Annotated in this window: 18 protein-coding genes and 2 tRNA genes; 7 read left to right on the top strand and 13 right to left on the bottom strand. The window is 50.2% G+C overall.

Annotation, left to right across the window (positions count from 1 at the left end):
• Positions 1–201 precede the first annotated feature (201 nt).
• The 6 genes from lptC (at position 202) to ptsN (ending at position 5,209) form a co-directional block, all read left to right on the top strand.
• The gene (gene lptC / locus PsW74_RS12390; RefSeq protein ID WP_208980846.1) at positions 202–864 is read left to right on the top strand and encodes an LPS export ABC transporter periplasmic protein LptC; all 663 of its coding nucleotides are present in this window, start codon (positions 202–204) and stop codon (positions 862–864) included.
• Positions 861–1,430, top strand: coding sequence for a lipopolysaccharide transport periplasmic protein LptA (gene lptA / locus PsW74_RS12385; protein ID WP_208981640.1), 570 nt, complete (start codon positions 861–863; stop codon positions 1,428–1,430). The genes lptC and lptA overlap by 4 nt, the downstream gene beginning before the upstream one ends.
• A 70-nt stretch (positions 1,431–1,500) precedes the next feature.
• Complete coding sequence (gene lptB / locus PsW74_RS12380) at positions 1,501–2,244, top strand: LPS export ABC transporter ATP-binding protein (protein ID WP_244271713.1); 744 nt, start codon at positions 1,501–1,503, stop codon at positions 2,242–2,244.
• 74 nt (positions 2,245–2,318) lie between these two features.
• On the top strand, positions 2,319–3,857 hold the full coding sequence (gene rpoN / locus PsW74_RS12375; RefSeq protein ID WP_063286520.1) for an RNA polymerase factor sigma-54: 1,539 nt from the start codon (positions 2,319–2,321) through the stop codon (positions 3,855–3,857).
• Between the two features lie 218 nt (positions 3,858–4,075).
• Positions 4,076–4,666 (top strand): ribosome-associated translation inhibitor RaiA, encoded by a 591-nt coding sequence (gene raiA / locus PsW74_RS12370; protein ID WP_082596743.1) that lies wholly within the window; start codon positions 4,076–4,078, stop codon positions 4,664–4,666.
• Positions 4,667–4,741: 75 nt separating this feature from the next.
• On the top strand, positions 4,742–5,209 hold the full coding sequence (gene ptsN, locus PsW74_RS12365; protein WP_057462732.1) for a PTS IIA-like nitrogen regulatory protein PtsN: 468 nt from the start codon (positions 4,742–4,744) through the stop codon (positions 5,207–5,209).
• Between the two features lie 151 nt (positions 5,210–5,360).
• Here ptsN and PsW74_RS12360 read toward each other — a convergent pair whose 3' ends face one another.
• Both PsW74_RS12360 and PsW74_RS12355 read right to left on the bottom strand, forming a co-directional pair.
• Positions 5,361–5,621 carry a DUF1150 domain-containing protein gene (locus PsW74_RS12360; protein WP_008548441.1) on the bottom strand — a complete coding sequence of 87 codons (261 nt, stop codon included), beginning with the start codon at positions 5,619–5,621 and terminating at the stop codon, positions 5,361–5,363.
• Between the two features lie 161 nt (positions 5,622–5,782).
• Entirely contained in the window at positions 5,783–6,211 is a 429-nt protein-coding gene (locus PsW74_RS12355) for an Hsp20 family protein (protein ID WP_057462731.1), read from the bottom strand.
• Positions 6,212–6,562: 351 nt separating this feature from the next.
• Here PsW74_RS12355 and PsW74_RS12350 point away from each other — a divergent pair, with 351 nt between their 5' ends.
• The gene (locus PsW74_RS12350; protein WP_063286519.1) at positions 6,563–7,129 is read left to right on the top strand and encodes an MAPEG family protein; all 567 of its coding nucleotides are present in this window, start codon (positions 6,563–6,565) and stop codon (positions 7,127–7,129) included.
• A 112-nt stretch (positions 7,130–7,241) separates the two neighbouring features.
• Here the strand turns inward: PsW74_RS12350 and hutX are convergent, their stop codons facing one another.
• The 11 genes from hutX to PsW74_RS12290 form a co-directional block, all read right to left on the bottom strand.
• Complete coding sequence (gene hutX / locus PsW74_RS12345; protein ID WP_063286518.1) at positions 7,242–7,736, bottom strand: heme utilization cystosolic carrier protein HutX; 495 nt, start codon at positions 7,734–7,736, stop codon at positions 7,242–7,244.
• Positions 7,733–9,103, bottom strand: coding sequence for a heme anaerobic degradation radical SAM methyltransferase ChuW/HutW (gene hutW, locus PsW74_RS12340; RefSeq protein ID WP_063286517.1), 1,371 nt, complete (start codon positions 9,101–9,103; stop codon positions 7,733–7,735). Before hutW ends, hutX begins: the two co-directional genes overlap by 4 nt.
• A 199-nt stretch (positions 9,104–9,302) precedes the next feature.
• A complete protein-coding gene (locus PsW74_RS12335) occupies positions 9,303–10,406 on the bottom strand; it encodes a sn-glycerol-3-phosphate import ATP-binding protein UgpC (RefSeq protein WP_057462727.1) in 1,104 nt (367 codons plus the stop codon).
• Positions 10,407–10,408: 2 nt separating this feature from the next.
• Positions 10,409–11,251, bottom strand: coding sequence for a sn-glycerol-3-phosphate ABC transporter permease UgpE (ugpE, locus tag PsW74_RS12330; RefSeq protein ID WP_057462726.1), 843 nt, complete (start codon positions 11,249–11,251; stop codon positions 10,409–10,411).
• 10 nt (positions 11,252–11,261) lie between these two features.
• Entirely contained in the window at positions 11,262–12,143 is an 882-nt protein-coding gene (locus PsW74_RS12325) for an ABC transporter permease subunit (protein WP_057462725.1), read from the bottom strand.
• Positions 12,144–12,320: 177 nt separating this feature from the next.
• Positions 12,321–13,628 (bottom strand): extracellular solute-binding protein, encoded by a 1,308-nt coding sequence (locus PsW74_RS12320; protein ID WP_063286516.1) that lies wholly within the window; start codon positions 13,626–13,628, stop codon positions 12,321–12,323.
• A gap of 685 nt (positions 13,629–14,313) precedes the next feature.
• Positions 14,314–14,802 (bottom strand): fasciclin domain-containing protein, encoded by a 489-nt coding sequence (locus PsW74_RS12310; protein ID WP_063286514.1) that lies wholly within the window; start codon positions 14,800–14,802, stop codon positions 14,314–14,316.
• Between the two features lie 121 nt (positions 14,803–14,923).
• Positions 14,924–16,339 carry a deoxyribodipyrimidine photo-lyase gene (locus PsW74_RS12305; RefSeq protein WP_063286513.1) on the bottom strand — a complete coding sequence of 472 codons (1,416 nt, stop codon included), beginning with the start codon at positions 16,337–16,339 and terminating at the stop codon, positions 14,924–14,926.
• 260 nt (positions 16,340–16,599) lie between these two features.
• Positions 16,600–16,675: transfer RNA gene (locus PsW74_RS12300), tRNA-Ala, on the bottom strand.
• A 124-nt stretch (positions 16,676–16,799) separates the two neighbouring features.
• Positions 16,800–16,875 (bottom strand) — tRNA-Ala (locus PsW74_RS12295).
• Positions 16,876–17,007: 132 nt separating this feature from the next.
• Positions 17,008–17,385 (bottom strand): TIGR02300 family protein, encoded by a 378-nt coding sequence (locus PsW74_RS12290; protein WP_063286512.1) that lies wholly within the window; start codon positions 17,383–17,385, stop codon positions 17,008–17,010.
• Positions 17,386–17,500 lie beyond the last annotated feature (115 nt).

Below are 17,500 nucleotides of genomic sequence, written 5' to 3'. Positions count from 1 at the left end.
TGTAATTTGTTGAAGCCCCCCCATTTAGGCAGCTAGTGTGTACTTACTGCTTCCTTTCGGGTTTTTACCTGAAAATTTGCGTATCAACGGAAGCGGCTTGTGCCTGTAAGATACTGGTTACTCACTGTACGAGAGACCGGAAAATGGCAACCGGACAGCGATCCCCGTCTACATCGCGTCCAGAATGTTCCAGGACTATGAATGACAACAATGGAAAACATGCCCAAAGAGTTTGCGAATGAAGCGCAAACACGGCTTGAAAAAGCGCGCAAATCTGCGCGTCGACATTCCATTCTCGTTCGCATTCTACGATTTGCTCTTCCTGCTGGCGGATTACTGATCGCCGCTGGTGTGATTGGCATGATCGTTTTCCAGAACATTCTTGCCGGACTGAGCATTGGAGATATCAGCCTGACAACCGAAGGACTGGTCATGTCTAACCCTCATCTGTCGGGAAATGATGGTGATCGTTCATACAACGTTCAGGCGGATCGGGCTATTCAGCGTATCACAAACCCGCAAGTGATTGATTTGGAGAATATTGTGGCCGAAATCACAATAGCTCCCGGGGAAACTGTTAGTATCACCTCTCGAAACGGGACGTTTGATACAGAGATGGAAACCCTGAATCTCACCAATGGGATTACGGTCGCGTACAGTAAAGGCTATTCCGCAGAATTTGAGTATCTCGATATCGATATGAAGACAGGTACAATCCAGACCAACGATACAGTTGATGTCATGTCTGATGGTGGCTATATCGATGCTGGATCTATGGAATTTGATCAGAAAAACAATGTTTTGAATTTTCGCCGGGGCGTCAAGATGAAGCTTCTGCCCTGGGCACTGGAGAACGGTCAATGATTAACCGGATGAGAATATTCTCTCTATCTTGTCTTATGGCATTCGGGCTGGCTGGAATGGCCCACGCACAAACGTTCTCCGATTCATTTGCCGGATTTGGTTCTAACAATAAAGAACCTATTGAGATTGAAGCGACTAACCTTCAGGTTCGTGACAAAGACAAAAGCGCTATCTTCAGCGGCAATGTTGTTGTTACCCAAGGTGAAACCAAGCTGGAAACCCAGCGCTTGATCGTGTTTTATGCTGGCTCTATGGCCAATGGCACAGCGGATGGCCAGGCTGTCCAACAGTCCATTTCCCGTCTTGAAGCAAAAGGTAAGGTTCTGATTTCCTCTAAGGATCAGGTCGCAACCGGTGACGATGCCAGCTTTGATATGGACAAGCAGGTTGTTGTGATGACCGGTAAGCGCGTTGTTCTCAGCCAGGGACCAAACGTAATTGTTGGCAAGCGCCTTGTGATCAACCTGGAGACAGGCAAAGCGAACCTGGATTCCAGCGAAACTGGCGGTAACACCGGTCGTGTGCGGATGCTTTTGCAGCCAAACAGCCTTGAAAATAAGAACTAAAGCAAAATAGGCCACGCTCTTGAGTGCACACCCAATTGATCCTCAGATCCCAACGCACCAGCCAGAAGGCATCAAGTACGCCGACCCATCAGAGGCGGTGCTTGAAGTTGATGGCATCGGCAAGAGTTACGGACGTCGTCAGGTTGTCAAACATGTCAGCTTGAATGTGCGGCGTGGCGAAGCTGTGGGACTGCTGGGTCCAAACGGAGCTGGTAAGACAACCTGCTTTTATATGATCACCGGTCTTATTCGTCCGGATCATGGTTCAATTCGCCTCGACAACTTCGACATGACGCAGCTGCCAATGTACCGCCGTGCGCGTCTGGGTGTTGGTTATCTGCCTCAGGAAGCCTCGATTTTCCGTGGTCTCTCTGTTGAAGACAACATTCGTGCTGTTCTGGAAGTGGTGGAGCCGAACAAGAAGCGTCGTGAGGAAGATCTCGACTCGCTCCTGACCGAATTTGGTGTCACACACCTGCGTAAATCACCAAGTATCGCACTCAGTGGTGGTGAGCGCCGTCGCGTTGAGATTGCACGCGCTTTGGCAACTCGCCCGTCCTTTATGCTGCTTGATGAGCCGTTTGCGGGTATTGACCCGATCGCGGTGGGTGACATTCAGCAGCTCGTACGTCATTTGACCCAACGTGGCATCGGCGTGCTGATTACAGACCACAACGTTCGTGAAACGCTTGGGCTGATTGACCGCGCATATATTATCGCGGCAGGTGAAGTTCTGACAGAAGGCAAGCCACATCAGATCGTTGCAGATCCGGATGTAAGGCGTTTGTATCTCGGGGAACAGTTCACTCTTTGATTTCCAACCTATGCCGAATTGCGTAGAAGAGTGTTGCAGGCTAGCTTGCAGCACTTGGAGGACGAAACAACTCTATGGCAATCGGTCCAAAATTAGAATTCAGACAAAGCCAACAGCTTGTCATGACGCCGCAACTGATGCAGGCGATCAAGCTGTTGCAGCTGTCGAATGTGGACCTGATTGCACACGTTAATAGTGAGTTGGAAAGTAACCCCTTTCTAGAGCGAGATGACAGCCCGGATGGTGCTGGACCCGCTGGAGAGACCTCCAATTCAGAAAGTACTCCAGAAGCTGACAGTGGCCCTGCAGAGATGCAGGAGGGGGATTGGCTCAATAACGAGCTGGAAACAACTCCGGAAGCAATATCGAGCAATCTGGATTCTGAACTCTCTAACGTCTTCCCTGATGATAACGGCGAGCACCAGGCCGTTGATCCGGTTCAGCAGAAGGCGGATAACTGGCAAGCACCGAGCCACAGCACTTCCTCAGGAGCCTCTGACTACAATCTTGAAGCGTTTGTCGCCGCAGAAATCTCCCTGAGTGAGCATCTTCAGGAACAGCTCGGTTTTGTGCTCACGAACCCAGCCGATGTTCTGATCGCTCATCAACTCGTCGATTGCATCGATGAAAATGGCTATCTGCGCATTGACGGTGCTGAGATGTCTGAGCGCCTCGGGGTTTCGGAGCGAGATCTGGAGCGGGTTATTCTTACTTTGCAGGCGCTTGATCCGGTTGGTGTGTTTGCGCGTGATTTGTCTGAGTGCCTAAAACTGCAACTCAAAGAAAAAGACCGCTACGACCCTGCCATGCAGGCGCTGGTCGAGAACATTGAGTTGCTGGCTTTGCATGACCTCGTAAAGCTCAAACGTATTTGCAAAGTGGATGATGAAGACCTCAAGGACATGATCCTTGAGATCAAAGAGCTCAATCCGAAGCCTGGCGCTGCATTCAATACCGAAATTACCCAGCCAATTGTGCCAGATGCATTTGTTCGGCCTGCTTCAGATGGAGGCTGGACCGTTGAGCTCAACACAGAGAGCCTGCCTAAGGTTCTGGTGAGCCAGAGTTACTACTCCGAGATTTCTCAGGGCTCCAGAAACGATAAGGAACTGGCGTACTTCACCGATAGCCTGCAGACCGCAAACTGGCTGGTCAAAAGCCTTGATCAGCGGGCGCGGACAATTCTGAAGGTGTCCTCTGAGATTGTTCGTCAACAGGACGGTTTTCTTACTTATGGTGTACAGCACCTTCGGCCAATGAATCTGCGCGTTGTGGCAGACGCCATTGGCATGCATGAATCCACCGTCAGCCGTGTCACATCCAACAAATACATCGCTACGCCACGTGGCATTTTCGAGCTGAAATACTTTTTTTCTGCCGCAATTGCCTCTTCTGAGGGCGGTGAATCGCACTCAGCGGAATCAGTACGCTATCGAGTTAAGCAACTTATTGACGCCGAAGATCCGAAGAAGATTCTTTCAGATGACGCTCTTGTGAAAATTTTGAAAGACGACGGTGTGGATATAGCGCGACGAACTGTAGCTAAGTATCGGGAAGCATTAAAGATTCCGAGCTCAGTTCAGCGTCGGAGAGAAAAGAAAAGCTTAGCCTAACCCACTGATATTTCTCATGGTTTCAATGAGACATAATAGGGTCCCGATCAGTTAATAACCTCTATAGGATGTTTTTCTGTTCTCATAGATTTTTATAAGAACTCGAAAACAGTAGCACTTTAAACTTAGCTGGTCCAAACTACATGTGTTGAAGGGTTCTTTGCTCTTTGGCTGAAGAACCTGTCAGCGAATAAGTCGACACAACATAAGAGGTTCCCATGACAATTAGAATTTCGGGGAGGAACGTGGACATTGGTGACGCAACCAGGACACACGTCGAAGACCGGATTTCCGATGCACTGGATAAATATTTCCCAGGAGCATACACGGGTCATGTGACAATCGCTCGCGAAGGCTCAGGCTTCCGATCCGACTGCACAGTCCACCTCAGCACGGGAGTTGTGCTTCAGGTTTCGGGTGACAGTCAGGATCCGCGACAAAGTTTCGACAAAGCAGCCGAACGCATTGAGAAAAGGCTAAGGCGCTACAACAGAAAGTTAAACGACCACCACACAAATGGCCTCCCTGCAGAGTGGGAAACATACGGCGCAACATCGTATGTTCTTGCTGATCCTGAGCAGGAAGAAGAGGTACCCGCCGACTACAGCCCACTTGTGGTTGCAGAAACTGAAGCGAAAGTGAAAACACTGACTGTCGGAATGGCAGTTATGGAGCTAGATTTAAGTGAAGCTCCCGTTGTAGTGTTCCGCAACGCTGGTAATGGTGAGGTAAATGTCGTATTCCGTCGTCACGATGGAAACGTTGGCTGGATTGATCCAAATCTCGCTAACGGGGCTGCTCCTAACTGATAATCATGGTCATCACGACCCTGTACAAAGCCGGTTTTCACCGGCTTTGTATTTTGCATGGACACGGATCAAGGAATGGATCTGAACGAACTTCTTCGTCCTGAGGCTGTCATTGCCAACCTCAAGGCAAACAGCAAGAAACAAGCCCTGCAGGAACTTGCAGAACGGGCCTCTGAGATTTGCGGAGAAACTGAGCGCGATATCTTTGATACGCTGCTGCAACGCGAACGTCTCGGCTCTACAGGTGTCGGAAACGGCATTGCAATTCCGCATGGAAAAATCGTGGACCTTGACGGGTTACACGGCCTGTTTGCGCGACTGGACAAACCGATCGAGTTCGACAGCTTGGATGACCAGCCTGTTGATCTGATCTTTGTTTTGCTTGCGCCAGAAGGCGCTGGAGCGGACCACTTGAAAGCTCTGGCACGTGTTGCACGACTTTTGAGGGATTCTGATGTTGCAAGCAAGCTGCGCGCAACAACAGATGCTGCTGCAATTTATTCTATTCTGACCCACCCACAGGCTTCGCCTAACGCAGCCTGAGGCACGTCAGCTCAAAAACAAAAAAGCCTGGATCGGACGCATTCCAATCCAGGCTTTTTCTTTGCCTAATTCACTGGGTCTGAAGAGTTTTTCTACGCTGTGAAACGCTGTCTTTCTCTATTACTCCCTCTGAGAGCTCCCAGTAATTGGTTTAGTGGACGCTCAAAGCTTCCAGATCATTCTCAATTGCGTTTGCAATTGCTGCATTGCGTGTATCAGTCAGAACCAGTGGTGTTCCGTCAGCAGCCAAAAGAGCCCAAGCAGGAAGGTCTGCATCCTGCAGCTCTGCATCAGGGAACATCTTCTTCAGATCATTTGGAGAAACGCGCCTAACATAGGCGACTTCACCAGCTCCGAGTTCTTCAAAATTTTCGTACGGGTCGTCGGCCAGCACAGAAGGGGCGCGTGTCATCGCCTTCTCCTTGAGAGTTACTAGAGCAGGCTGCGCATGTTTTCGCTTCAAGCTCTAAGTCTTTATTGTCGCGCGCATCTTTGCCCAAAAATCGATTTTCCGCTTTCCGGAGATACGCTTCAATATTCAGATCAGCGCGAAGAAAGGATTGCTCCTTTAATTCAGTCCCCCGCCGAGATTTCAATCCGGCGAACGATACGCTCTGGCTCAGGACGAGCAAGATCAATAGACAACAGACCATCTCGCAGGTCTGCCCCTAAAATCTCAATGCCTTCGGCCAACACAAATGCGCGTTGGAACTGTCGTGCAGCTATACCCCTGTGTAGGTATTGGCGAGTTTTGTCTTCTTGTTGGCGACCACGGATTACCAATTGGCTTTCCTCAACAGAAACATCCAGTTGGTCACGTGTGAAGCCAGCAACCGCAAGCGTGATGCGGATGACTTCACCTTTCTCTTCAGTGGCAACGAGGCGTTCAATATTGTAGGGTGGGTAGCCGTCATTGGCTGCTTTGCTCACCCTGTCCAATACGCGCTCAATATCATCGAACCCCAACATAAATGGGCTCGAAAACGCAGATACTCGCGTCATAATCCAAGTCCTTCTTCAAGCGACCCAGCTCCAGACCCTCATTAGGCATCCGGTGTGAGAGCATCTCGCCCTCGGTCTTTCCTCTGGAATATGGCGGTTAGCGGCGAAGGTTTCAAGTTAACTTAATGATACTCAATTAATTCTCCCGGATCGCAACGGCATTCTCAGGCCCCACGACAAGCTTGGGTGGTAAACTCGCAGGACTTTAAACAGTGCGACCTTGAGCCTTTGGTCTGTTTGGTCCTTCGGTTCGCTTCTCTGCTGCCATGCCGGGAATGACAGGTTTACGTCCCCCTTAAGAAATCGTAGCGTCTGCTTTTGGAGAAAGTTGCTTCAAGGGGAGTGATAGGAATGGATATTGCTGAGGTAGATAACTCACGTGCCACTTTGATGGTGAAGGCTTATCCGTTTGCGCTGATCGCTATCAGCCTGCTCATCAACTTGTTCGTCTTCGGCATTAAACCGCTCGTCATCACTCTTCCCTCTCCAGAAGCAATCGAAGCCTTGATCATCGCTGCGGTCCTGCTTCTTGGCAATCATACCTGGCTGATGACTGTCACTGAGCTCACGCGCGCTAAGCATGATCTGGCGACAACACCAGAAGAATGGGAGCAGAAAGGCGGGCGTCCGTCTTCAATTGCTCAGGATGCTCGTGACGCGCTGGAACGTCGTCACAATGCTCATCGCAACACCACCGAGAACATGGTCTACTTTGTGCTGTTGGCAACTGTTGTGGCTGTCGTTTCGCCTGCCACTCTTATGGTGCAGGTTTGGATAGTTGGATTTGCCGTTGCCCGGCTTGGCTACACTTACAGCTATCTGTCAGCCCAAACCGGCCTACGAGGCTTGTTTATGAGCCTGAGCTTGCTCAGCCTTTATGGGATGGCCAGTTATCTCGTAATGGCGATGCTTGTTTGATCCTCAACGCCAAACAGAAAAGCCGGGGCAATGCCCCGACTTCTGCTTTTCACAGATCACCGTGAGCGAAATCGGTGGTCTGTGATTTTCGACGTCTCACAGGCTCACCAACTCACCAGCTCGCGAGTTCATCAAACTTCTCAATCTGATCCGGCTTGATCTGACCTTCCTCATCACGGCCAAGGAAGATTTTCAGATAACAGTTACCATCTGCATTCAGGAAATTGATGGACACCGCCAGCTTGGAGAAGAATGGGCGCTTCAAGAACATGATAGAGTGGCACGCATCTGCCTTGATATGGCCGGAGAAGCCGCCTTCTGTCTGCTTAAGATTATAGAACCCGCGCGCATAGCTGCCTTCCGGGAACGGACCTTTCACTTCAAAGATCATGTCTCCAGTGTTTGCGATGCTTGTGACGTTGCCCCAGGCAGGGATCGCCTTGATCACCTCGTCAAAACGTTCGCCTGAATGTTCACGCCACATTTCTTCTGGCAAGCAGCGGATTGTGTCAGCCATTGAGAGGCCGTGCTCCTTGGCAATGCTCTCCAGAATGCCTGCGGGGTTTTCTGCAAGTTTCTCTTTTAGCTCTGTGATTTGTGCGTTCATGCTGCCTCTTCCTGATAGGTTTTGGTTTCTGGCTGCAAGCTTGGGGAATGCAGCTTAAAGGCAGCCTTGAGATAAGTGAGAAGGGTTTGGTGCCAGAAGCGCCCTGCTGTGGTGAGGGAGATGAGCTCCTCACCCGCGATCAGGCCAGAGCACTGCCAGTTACTCAACAATGAGTCTATGGATTTGCGAAAACCACGGGCGCTGACTTCTGTGCGCTCCAGATGCCCGAGGTCGAGGCGCATCTCTTCTATTCCAGCAGCCAGGAAATTGAGGGGAGAAGACATTGGGTCGGTCCTGTGCAAACGCGACAATGGCTTCTCCCCCTCCTCCAGACACCGCATGTAGTCCACGATTCCTCCATGGATGCCGTAGGAATATCCGTTGATGTTGCCGCCTGCCCCGGAACCGAAGGCTAGGCAGTCCGCACCGGACTTGATCAATGTGTTGTAAAGATTGCGCTCGCGGGTCTGTCGGCCCCAATGACTGGAAGAGATCTGTTTCCAACCTTGGCGGTGCATGTACTCTAAACCCTCGCCGTACATGGCTCCCTGCTGCGGTAAGGTCGCTGCAGGATCACAAGCCCCCTTCTCAATCGCTTTTGAAAGGGGACTGCCGGGAAAGACTGCGAGTGTGTATAGATCGACACCATCCAAGCCCAGATCCACAACAGTTCTTAAATCATCACGCCAGATTTCTGCGGTTTGATAGGGCAGACCTAATATCAGGTCACAGACGATTGCAGCACGGTTACGGTCTCTCAGGCCTTCAAAAAAGCGGATTGCTTCTGATCCGCTCGCCTTACGACCCTGCCGCTTGCGGACTTTGGTGTTGAAGGATTGAACTCCAGTTGAAAAGCGGTTGGCACCTGCATCCAGACAGGCATCAATCTTGTCATCATCAAAGTGAAAGATGCGTCCCTCAACTGTGATCTCACAATCGGCTGAGAGAGGATAAAGTTCTCGGATACGACGTATCACTCTTGCAAGGTCATTGGCATGCAAAGCTGTCGGAGTGCCGCCGCCAAAATAAACGGCGTTGATTGGTGAGCTTTGAGAAGCGGTGGAAGATGCCTCCAGCTCAAGTTCTTTGATTAATGCATCAGCATATGGGGCTGAGTGTTCTTCATGCCATTTGTTGCGGTAGAACCCGCAGAACAAGCAATGGTTGGCGCAAAATGGGACATGCAAATACATGACGGCCATGCCTGACCGTTTGGGCTTTTGAATTTCCTGCCAAACAAGCTGGTGCTCCTCTTCCGATACAGCCTCACCAGCAGAGCCGAGCATATGGGCACCACGGCGCTCAAATGCATAGCGGAGAGGATCGTCTGTTTCCTGAGCGAAGAATTTTTCCAGCGCAGCTTTCATCGGTCAACCTAGCTTTGTTAATTTGGTTGGCTCGCAATGCGCTGGCTAAATATGAGTATTTACATCAAGTTTTGTTTTTGAGAAGAGAAGTTCGCTCATGTGCGATAAAATGGCACAGGTTTTCGACTGCATCTATGTGTACCACACAAAAAAGGCCCAGCAGATGCCGGGCCTTTTGAAAGTTCTATCTGAGCAGCGTTTAAGCTGTTTCGAGTGCGCCTTCCAGCTCGATACGTTTGCCGGATTTGGTGTCAAACGTGTGCAGCTTTTCTGGCTTTGCTGTCACTTTCAGGATCTGGCCTGGCTCGAAGTGCAGCTTACCAGGAGCACGAACAACAACATCAACGCTGCCTTCACCAATGGTGCCGTGAACGTAGCTCTCAGCGCCCACAGGCTCAACAACATGCACGGTCAGTGCAGTGTGCAGTCCGGAGTCGAACTTCTCGCTCAGCTCTTCAATGACCAAATCTTCCGGACGAACGCCGAGGATCAGGTCAGACAGATCTGTGTTCAGTTTCACGTCAACGGTTGCGCCATTGTCGAGTTTCCACTCATTGCCGCTCTTTGCCAGAGGCAGCAGGTTCATCGCAGGAGAGCCGATGAAGGTCGCAACGAATGTAGACGCTGGCTTTTCGTAGACATCAATCGGAGACCCGATCTGCTCTACAACACCGCCGCTGAGAACAACGAGGCGATCTGCCAGTGTCATTGCTTCAAGCTGATCGTGGGTCACGTACAGGCTTGTGGTGCCTAGTTCTTTCTGAAGCTTCTTGATCTCCATGCGCATCTGCACACGCAGCTTTGCATCAAGGTTAGACAGAGGCTCATCGAACAGGAACGCGGCAGGTTCGCGAACAATCGCGCGACCCATTGCAACACGCTGGCGCTGACCACCGGAAAGTTGACGTGGCCGACGATCAAGGAAATCTCCGATTTCCAGAATTTCAGCCGCTTTGCGAACGCGCTTTTCGATCTCATCCTTAGGGATGCTGCGGTTTTTCAGGCCATACGCGAGGTTGCCGTAAACGGTCATGTGCGGATAGAGCGCATAGTTCTGGAACACCATTGCGATGTCACGATCAGCGGGCTCTACATTGTTGACCAGGCGATCCCCGATGAACAGCTCACCATCTGTGATGGTTTCCAGACCTGCCACCATGCGCAGCAGAGTGGACTTACCGCAACCGGAAGGGCCGACGAGAACAATGAACTCACCATCCTTAATGTCGATGGAGATGCCTTTTACCGCTTCTACGTTGCCTGCGTAGATTTTGCGAAGGGTATTAAGTTGAATGCCTGCCATTTTTATTTCTCGCTTTCCACGAGCCCTTTAACAAACCAAGACTGGAAGATCACCACGATCAGAACAGGTGGAAGCATTGCAAGTACTGCAAGCGCCATTGCCTGGTTCGTATCTGGGATCTGCGCACCAATCCACACCTGCAGAATCTGCTTCATACCACGCACCAGCGTGAAGAGGCTTTCATCTGTGGTGATGAGTGTTGGCCAGAGGTATTGGTTCCAACCAAACACGAACATGATGATGAAGATTGCAGCAATCATGGTCTTGGAGAGTGGAACAAGAATGTCGATGAAGAACTTCAGCGGTCCTGCACCATCGATACGCGCAGCTTCAACCAGCTCATCCGGAACGGACTTAAAGAACTGGCGGAAGTAGAAAGTGCCTGTTGCAGACGCAATCAATGGGATGATCAGGCCTGAATAGGTGTTCGCCATACCGAGGCCCTGTACGATCTCGTAGGAAGGCAGAATGCGCACTTCCAGAGGTAGCAGCAGGGTGGAGAAGATGATCCAGAAGAAGAACGTTCCAAGCGGGAAACGGAAATACACGATTGCGTAAGCCGCGAGCATGGAAATGATGATCTTACCGAAGGCAAAGCCGAGGCCGAGAACCAAAGAGTTCCACAGCATAGTCAGACCAGTCACAGACTTGGTAAAACCGCCAGCTTCTGTCAACACCTGCTTATAAGTGTCAACGAAATGGCCGCCTGGAGAGAGCTGAAGGCCATCTTTGTAAATGGATACAGCATCATGACTGGACGTCATGAGTGCGTAGACAACTGGCACCAGCATAAAGAGGGCGCCGAGAACGAGGATCACGTGATCCCAAAACTGTGAGCGTTTCATCTATCCCTCCTTAACTGTAGTGCACGCGACGTTCGATCATGCGGAATTGAACCACAGTGAGAGCGAACACGAGTATCATCAAGATCACAGACTGTGCTGAGGACCCACCAAGGTCGTTTCCGCGGAAGCCATCAAGGAACACCTTATAAACGAGCGTTACAGGGTTGTTGCCTGGCTCACCCTTAAGCACCAGATCGATAATACCGAATGTATCAAAGAGCGCGTAAGTGATGTTGATGATCAGCAGGAAGAAGCTGGTTGGAGCCAACAGTGGGAAAGTCACAGTCCAGAAGCGACGTGAAGAAGATCTACAATCAACCGCAGCTGCTTCCTGAACGGATTTTGGAACACTCTGGAGACCAGAGAGGAAGAAGATGAAGTTGATCGGAATTTGCTTCCAAACCGCAATCACGGTCATAGCAAATGCAGTATCAAAATAGTTCACACCGATCTGCATGTTCCAACCAAGGGCGTGGGCAAGATCGTTGAGTGGGCCAATGTGCTGGTCAAACAGCATCACGCCTACAAGGCCTGCGACGGGAGGGGCGATCGCATAAACCCACATGAGCAGAGTGCGGTATGTGGAGGCGCCTTTGATAACGTTGTCTGCTTTGACTGCCAGCAAAAGAGCAATGCTGAGAGAAAAGAATGTCACCGCAGCTGAGAAGATCAGCGTGAACCATGCAGTTCTGCTGTACTCGCTCGCGGAAACAACATCTTTAAAGTTGTCTAGGCCAACAAAGGTGGAGCCGAAGCCAAACGGGTCTTCAAGATAGAAAGACGCCCTGATTGCTTCTGCGGCTGGCCACAGAAAGAAGACGCCAACAATTGCCAACTGCGGAAGCAGCAGCATGTATGGCATCAATGGATGTGAGAATTGAACTCGTTTCATGGACTGGCCTGGTCGCTGTTTTCGTTGTGGTGGCCGGTTGCTTAGCAAGCCTGACCGCTTGTTCAGAAAAGCTCACTGCGCTCTTTGACGCATGGGAACATTCTATTTCCAAAACAACCTGAGACCGGAGACACTTAAAAGCGTCTCCGGTCTTAGCGAAAGTCTCAATGCTAAGTCTTAGTTAGACGTCTTAGCAAAGCGAGCCAGAAGCTTGTTAGCTTCGTCTTCGATGGTCTGGAATGCGTCGTCTACGGATTTGTCACCGGAGAAGATTTTACCGTATTCACGGTTCATCACGTCACGCACCTGAACGTAGAAGCCCATGCGGTAACCCTTGGTGTTGTCTCCACCTGGCAGTGTCAGCTGCTTGATGCCGATTTCAGCTGCAGGTACGCGGTCGTAGTACCCATCCTTAGTTGCCAGCTCATATGCAGCGTTGGTGATTGGCACGTAACCAGTTTCCTGGTGCCAGTAGTACTGCATTTCTGCGGAAGTCAGGAAGGAGTAGAAGTTCGCAACACAGTCGTTTTCTGCTTTTGGCTTACCGGACATTGCGAAGAGTGCAGCGCCACCGATGAAGGTGTTGGTGCCTGTTTCGCTAACAGAAGCCCAATGAGGCAGGTAGGTTGCGGAGAATTTGAAGTCTGTGGATTTTGTCAGGCCACCGAAGGAACCTGAAGAACCGAGCCACATTGCAGCGGAACCGTCCTGGAATACCTTCTGGTTGTCACCCCAGCCAGTGCCGTAGTAACCGAACAGCTCAGCGTCGAGCCAGCCTTTAACCTTTGTGAAGTGCATTTTGATCGCATCGTTGTTCACGAGGATCTTAGTGCCTTTCGCGCCGTCGTAACCGTTGTTGTTGGTTGCGAATGGCAGGTTGTGGCGGGACATGAAGTTTTCGGTGAAGATCCATGGCAGGTGTGACTGTGCCAAAGGAATATAACCAGCAGCCTTCAGCTTAGGAGCGATCGCTTCGAACTCTTCCCAAGTCTTAGGAGCTTCAACGCCTACTTTCGCCAGTGCTTCTACGTTGTAGTAGAGGATCGGGGTAGAGGAGTTGAACGGCATGCCGATCATTTTGCCAGCTGCGTCAGCGTAGAAGTAACGAACACCAGCAATGTAATCTTCGATGTTGAATTCAACACCAGCGTCTTTCAGAAGGTCTTCAGCTGGAACAACTGCGCCCTTTGCACCGATGATGGTAGCGGAACCTGCATCAAATACCTGAAGAATGTTTGGCTGTTCGCCAGCACGGAATGCCGCAATACCAGCAGTCAAGGTTTCTTCGTAGTTACCTTTATAGACTGGGGTCAGCTGACACGCGTCCTGAGACGCATTGTATTTGGTGGAGATTTCGTTGACAACTTCACCCAGACGGCCGCCCATTGCGTGCCACCAGTTGATTTCTGTCGCAGCGAAAGATGCTGTTGAAGACATTGCGAGTGCTGCAAAGGTTGCGACACCAGTTGCTTTACGAAGAGTCATTTTTGTTGCCCCCCATTGGGAAAGTTGAAAAAATCTAACATGCGAAGCGGAGTTAACACCTGATCCATCGCAGTGACGATCCATCCCCTACGCCTCATCTGCGATATCACTTAGGTGTTTCACACTAGGATGACAGTTTCTTGAAGTTTCGATGAATTGCAATTGGATCTTCGTTTTTTTTCATAATTATCATGAGATTGTCATGTTTCGGAAAAGTGAAACCGATCCAAGGCGACTGTTTTTTATGCAATATTTTCTGCCGTTCAGCATGATTGAAGTGTCTAAAATTGGAAGTTTTGTTTCGAAAAAATTCGATACGAAAGATTTCGAATGTTGAGCATTATGCAAAAATTTGTCGGCTAATCACTTGATATAAAGGAGAAATACCTAGACGGCGAATAAAATCTATTTTTGCGCCTTGCACGTTTCTGCGGATGAGCTGTCTTAATGCTTTAAGGCGCAGTTTTTCGAATGCGAAAGGCGCTCAAACTTATCCACAGGCGCACTGTGTGCAACTCACCGAATGCAACTTCTAATGCAAAAGTTTGCATGCTCGAAAAGATGAAATGTATTCGTTTCAATCAAATAGAGTCATCTAATCGCGTTTTGTGACAGCACTGAAGGCGCGAAACTTACGCTCCACGCCCCCAAGTTGAGCTTCTTCAGACTGAAGATATGCCCCAAACTAGTTGGAGGGTAGCAATACTGCATCGACCACATGGATAATTCCATTATCTGCAGGAATATCGGCGCTGATCACGTTTGCCTTGTCGACTGTCACACCTGACGATGTTTTTGAGACGGAAAGTGTCTTGTCTCCAGAACCCTTGATTGTCTTCACATGAATTGTCCGGCCTGGAAGGTCAGTGGACGCGAGCTTTCGTGGCAGGACATGATAGCTCAGGACCGCGATCAACTGATCCTTGTTCTCAGGCTTCAGCAACATTTCTACTGTTCCATCCGGAAGAGCAGCAAACGCTTCATCGGTCGGAGCAAAGACCGTCAGATTTTCACCGTTCGCTAATGCGCCGTCCAAACCAGCGGCCTGAGCTGCAGCGATAAGGGTGTTAAACTGCCCTGCCCCTTGAGCTACTTCTACAATAGTTCCTGCATTAGCACTTACTGATCCAACAAGAACAAGCGAGCTTACAAAAGAAATCATAGATAAACGCATAGAACCCTCCACTCCCCAGAGATGTAAACCAGGGAATTACATTAGATTTGACTGCGACATCCTGCCGCGCACAAGTTCTTATACTGACCGGTATTGAAGGCAGATCACTCTGTTCTGAATTTTATTTTGTTTCCTCAAAAGCACGCAGCGCTTCATCTCGTGATTTTTTGAGATCAACGACTGGCAGCGGATACGTTTTTCCTAGGACAACACCTGCATCTTGCAGGATGTCCTTGGGAGCTCCCCATGGTTTGTAGAGGTATTTGTCCGGCAATTCTTTGAGCTCCGGGAGAAAGCGACGGGTGTAATCACCGTGGCCATCAAACTTCTCGCCCTGTAGCACGGGATTGAAGATACGGAAGTACGGGGCTGCATCTGCACCACAGCCAGCAATCCATTGCCAGCTTGCACAGTTGTTGGCGAGATCTGCATCCACCAGGCAATCCCAAAACCATGCCTCACCTGAGCGCCAATCCAGCAGCAGGTTCTTTACGAGGAACGAGCCGACGACCATCCGCAGGCGGTTATGCATATAACCGGTTTGCCACAACTCGCGCATACTTGCATCTACGATTGGGATACCCGTCTGCCCGTTTTGCCAAGCCAACAAGCGTTGGTCGTCAGAAACCCACGGAAAGCGATCGAATTTAGTATTGAGATTGTTTTGAGGAAGCGTTGGGTTATGGAACAGCAGGGAATAAGAGAACTCACGCCAGCCTAACTCGCTCCGGAAATGGTCAATGTCATGTGTCTCTTCGTGCATATTGAGCGCCCACCAGACTTGATTGGGCGAAATCTCTCCAAAATGCAGGTGAGGCGAAAGCCGTGAAGTATGCGTGAGAGCGGGGAAATTACGCCCCTCCTTGTAATTGGAGATACCGTCTTCGAGAAACGAATAGAGCCTGTTTTGTGCCGCCTGCTCTCCATGCTCCCAACAGTTGCTCAGTCGCGCTGACCATGGACGGTTGTCGATCAGTCCCAGGTCATCAAGAGACAGCGCTCCATTTGTACTCACCTGATGCAACTGCATAGGTTCAGGGGTAGGTATGGGCTTACGCGGCTCTGAAGCCTGCAGACAACCTTTACGATAAAACGGAGTGAAGACTTTGTATGGGTCACCATCTGGCTTTGCCACTTGCCATGGTTCCCAAAGAAGCGAACCGTTGAAGCTCTTAGCAGTTACGCCAGTCTCTTCCAACTCAGACTTCAGCTGTGCATCATGTTCTATGCGCCAGGGCTCGTAGCATCTGTTCCAGAAAACGCCCGTCCCTTCCGTCTCCTGAAGAAGGGTCTTGATAATGACAGATGGGTCACCACGCATTATCAACAGCTGCCCCTTCAAGCTTTTATTGAGAGCTTTTAAAGAATGGTGCAGCCAGTTCAGCGTCGCTCCACCATGTTCGCGCGCGCCTTTTTCGCCGTCAGTCAGGATGTAGAGTGGAATAACCGCGCCGGCTTCGCAGGCCGCAGTCAGAGCAGGATTATCACTCAAACGAAGATCCTGACGGAACCAATGGATAACAACGGGTGCAGTCATCGACAGCCTCTGCTCAAAAGAACCAGTTGCGGCAGATGTATAGCAATTTCCTTGCGTATCAATGGCGATAGAGCTTCAATTCTCATAGTGCGCAAAGCATCATTGCCGCGAGATTGGCTTTGTTTATCAAACACGTTCAAAAACGACGTAAAGTCAGCCCAAAACGTTGAGAGGACGATCAGGTATAAACTAAAAGCATTGTTGGGAGCTTTTTTGAAAGAGCCGGATATTCTTAGCTGAATTTTTTGGCAGAATGATTTTGGTGGAGCCTAGGAGGATCGAACTCCTGACCTCTTCGCTGCCAGCGAAGCGCTCTCCCAGCTGAGCTAAGGCCCCATACCATGTAGCATTTGAAACGGGCTTGGGTTGCCCTGCTACGCAATCTTCAAGGAAGGTGTGCATTTCTCGCGAAATACTAGACATTCTTCGCAGAACATCAGACATTTTTGTAAAATGTCTTTGGTGGAGCCTAGGAGGATCGAACTCCTGACCTCTTCGCTGCCAGCGAAGCGCTCTCCCAGCTGAGCTAAGGCCCCATCATTTCTTCCTTAGGCACTGAAACTTCAATGAAGTTTGTGTGCCGATGGAGGCGGAACATAGATGGGCCGCCCCCACATTTCAAGAGAATACTCTCTTAACAGCCTGCAGTTTCACAAGCTGTGGAAATTTTAGACTTCGTCGTCGTCGCGAGCCACAACGATGCCTGGTACGGCAGCGTCTTCATCATCTTCATCGTCGAGGAACACATCGGAGTCATCACCACTGATATCATCAGTGATCGTTTCATCTTCCAGCTCAGGAATATCTTCACCAGATGCTTCAGCGTCTGCTTCTTCCAGAGAAACCAGTTCTGCATCGTCTTTGACCAATGCTTCCTTAGCTTCTTCTTTCTGAACAGCTTTTACAGCCTTGGCTGTTTTTGCTGTCATGCCCAGATCAAACATGTCGCCGCACTTAGGACAGATGATCGGGTCACGTTTCAAATCGTAGTATTTAGCGCCACACGCCGCGCACAGGCGCTTGGTTCCGAGTTCCGGTCTTGCCACGGTTCTCACCTTTGTTTGTATCTCGTTGACGGCCCCCTTAGCCTCAGGTTGGCCATCATGTCAAAGATAAATCTTAGAAATCTACCCGAAGTCGTACATTCACTGCCGAAATTTC

Source organism: Pseudovibrio sp. W74 (assembly GCF_001623085.1).
Taxonomy (GTDB): Bacteria; Pseudomonadota; Alphaproteobacteria; order Rhizobiales; family Stappiaceae; genus Pseudovibrio.
The sequence above is the reverse complement of the archived record's forward strand: the minus strand, read 5'-3'. Positions and strand labels throughout refer to the sequence as shown.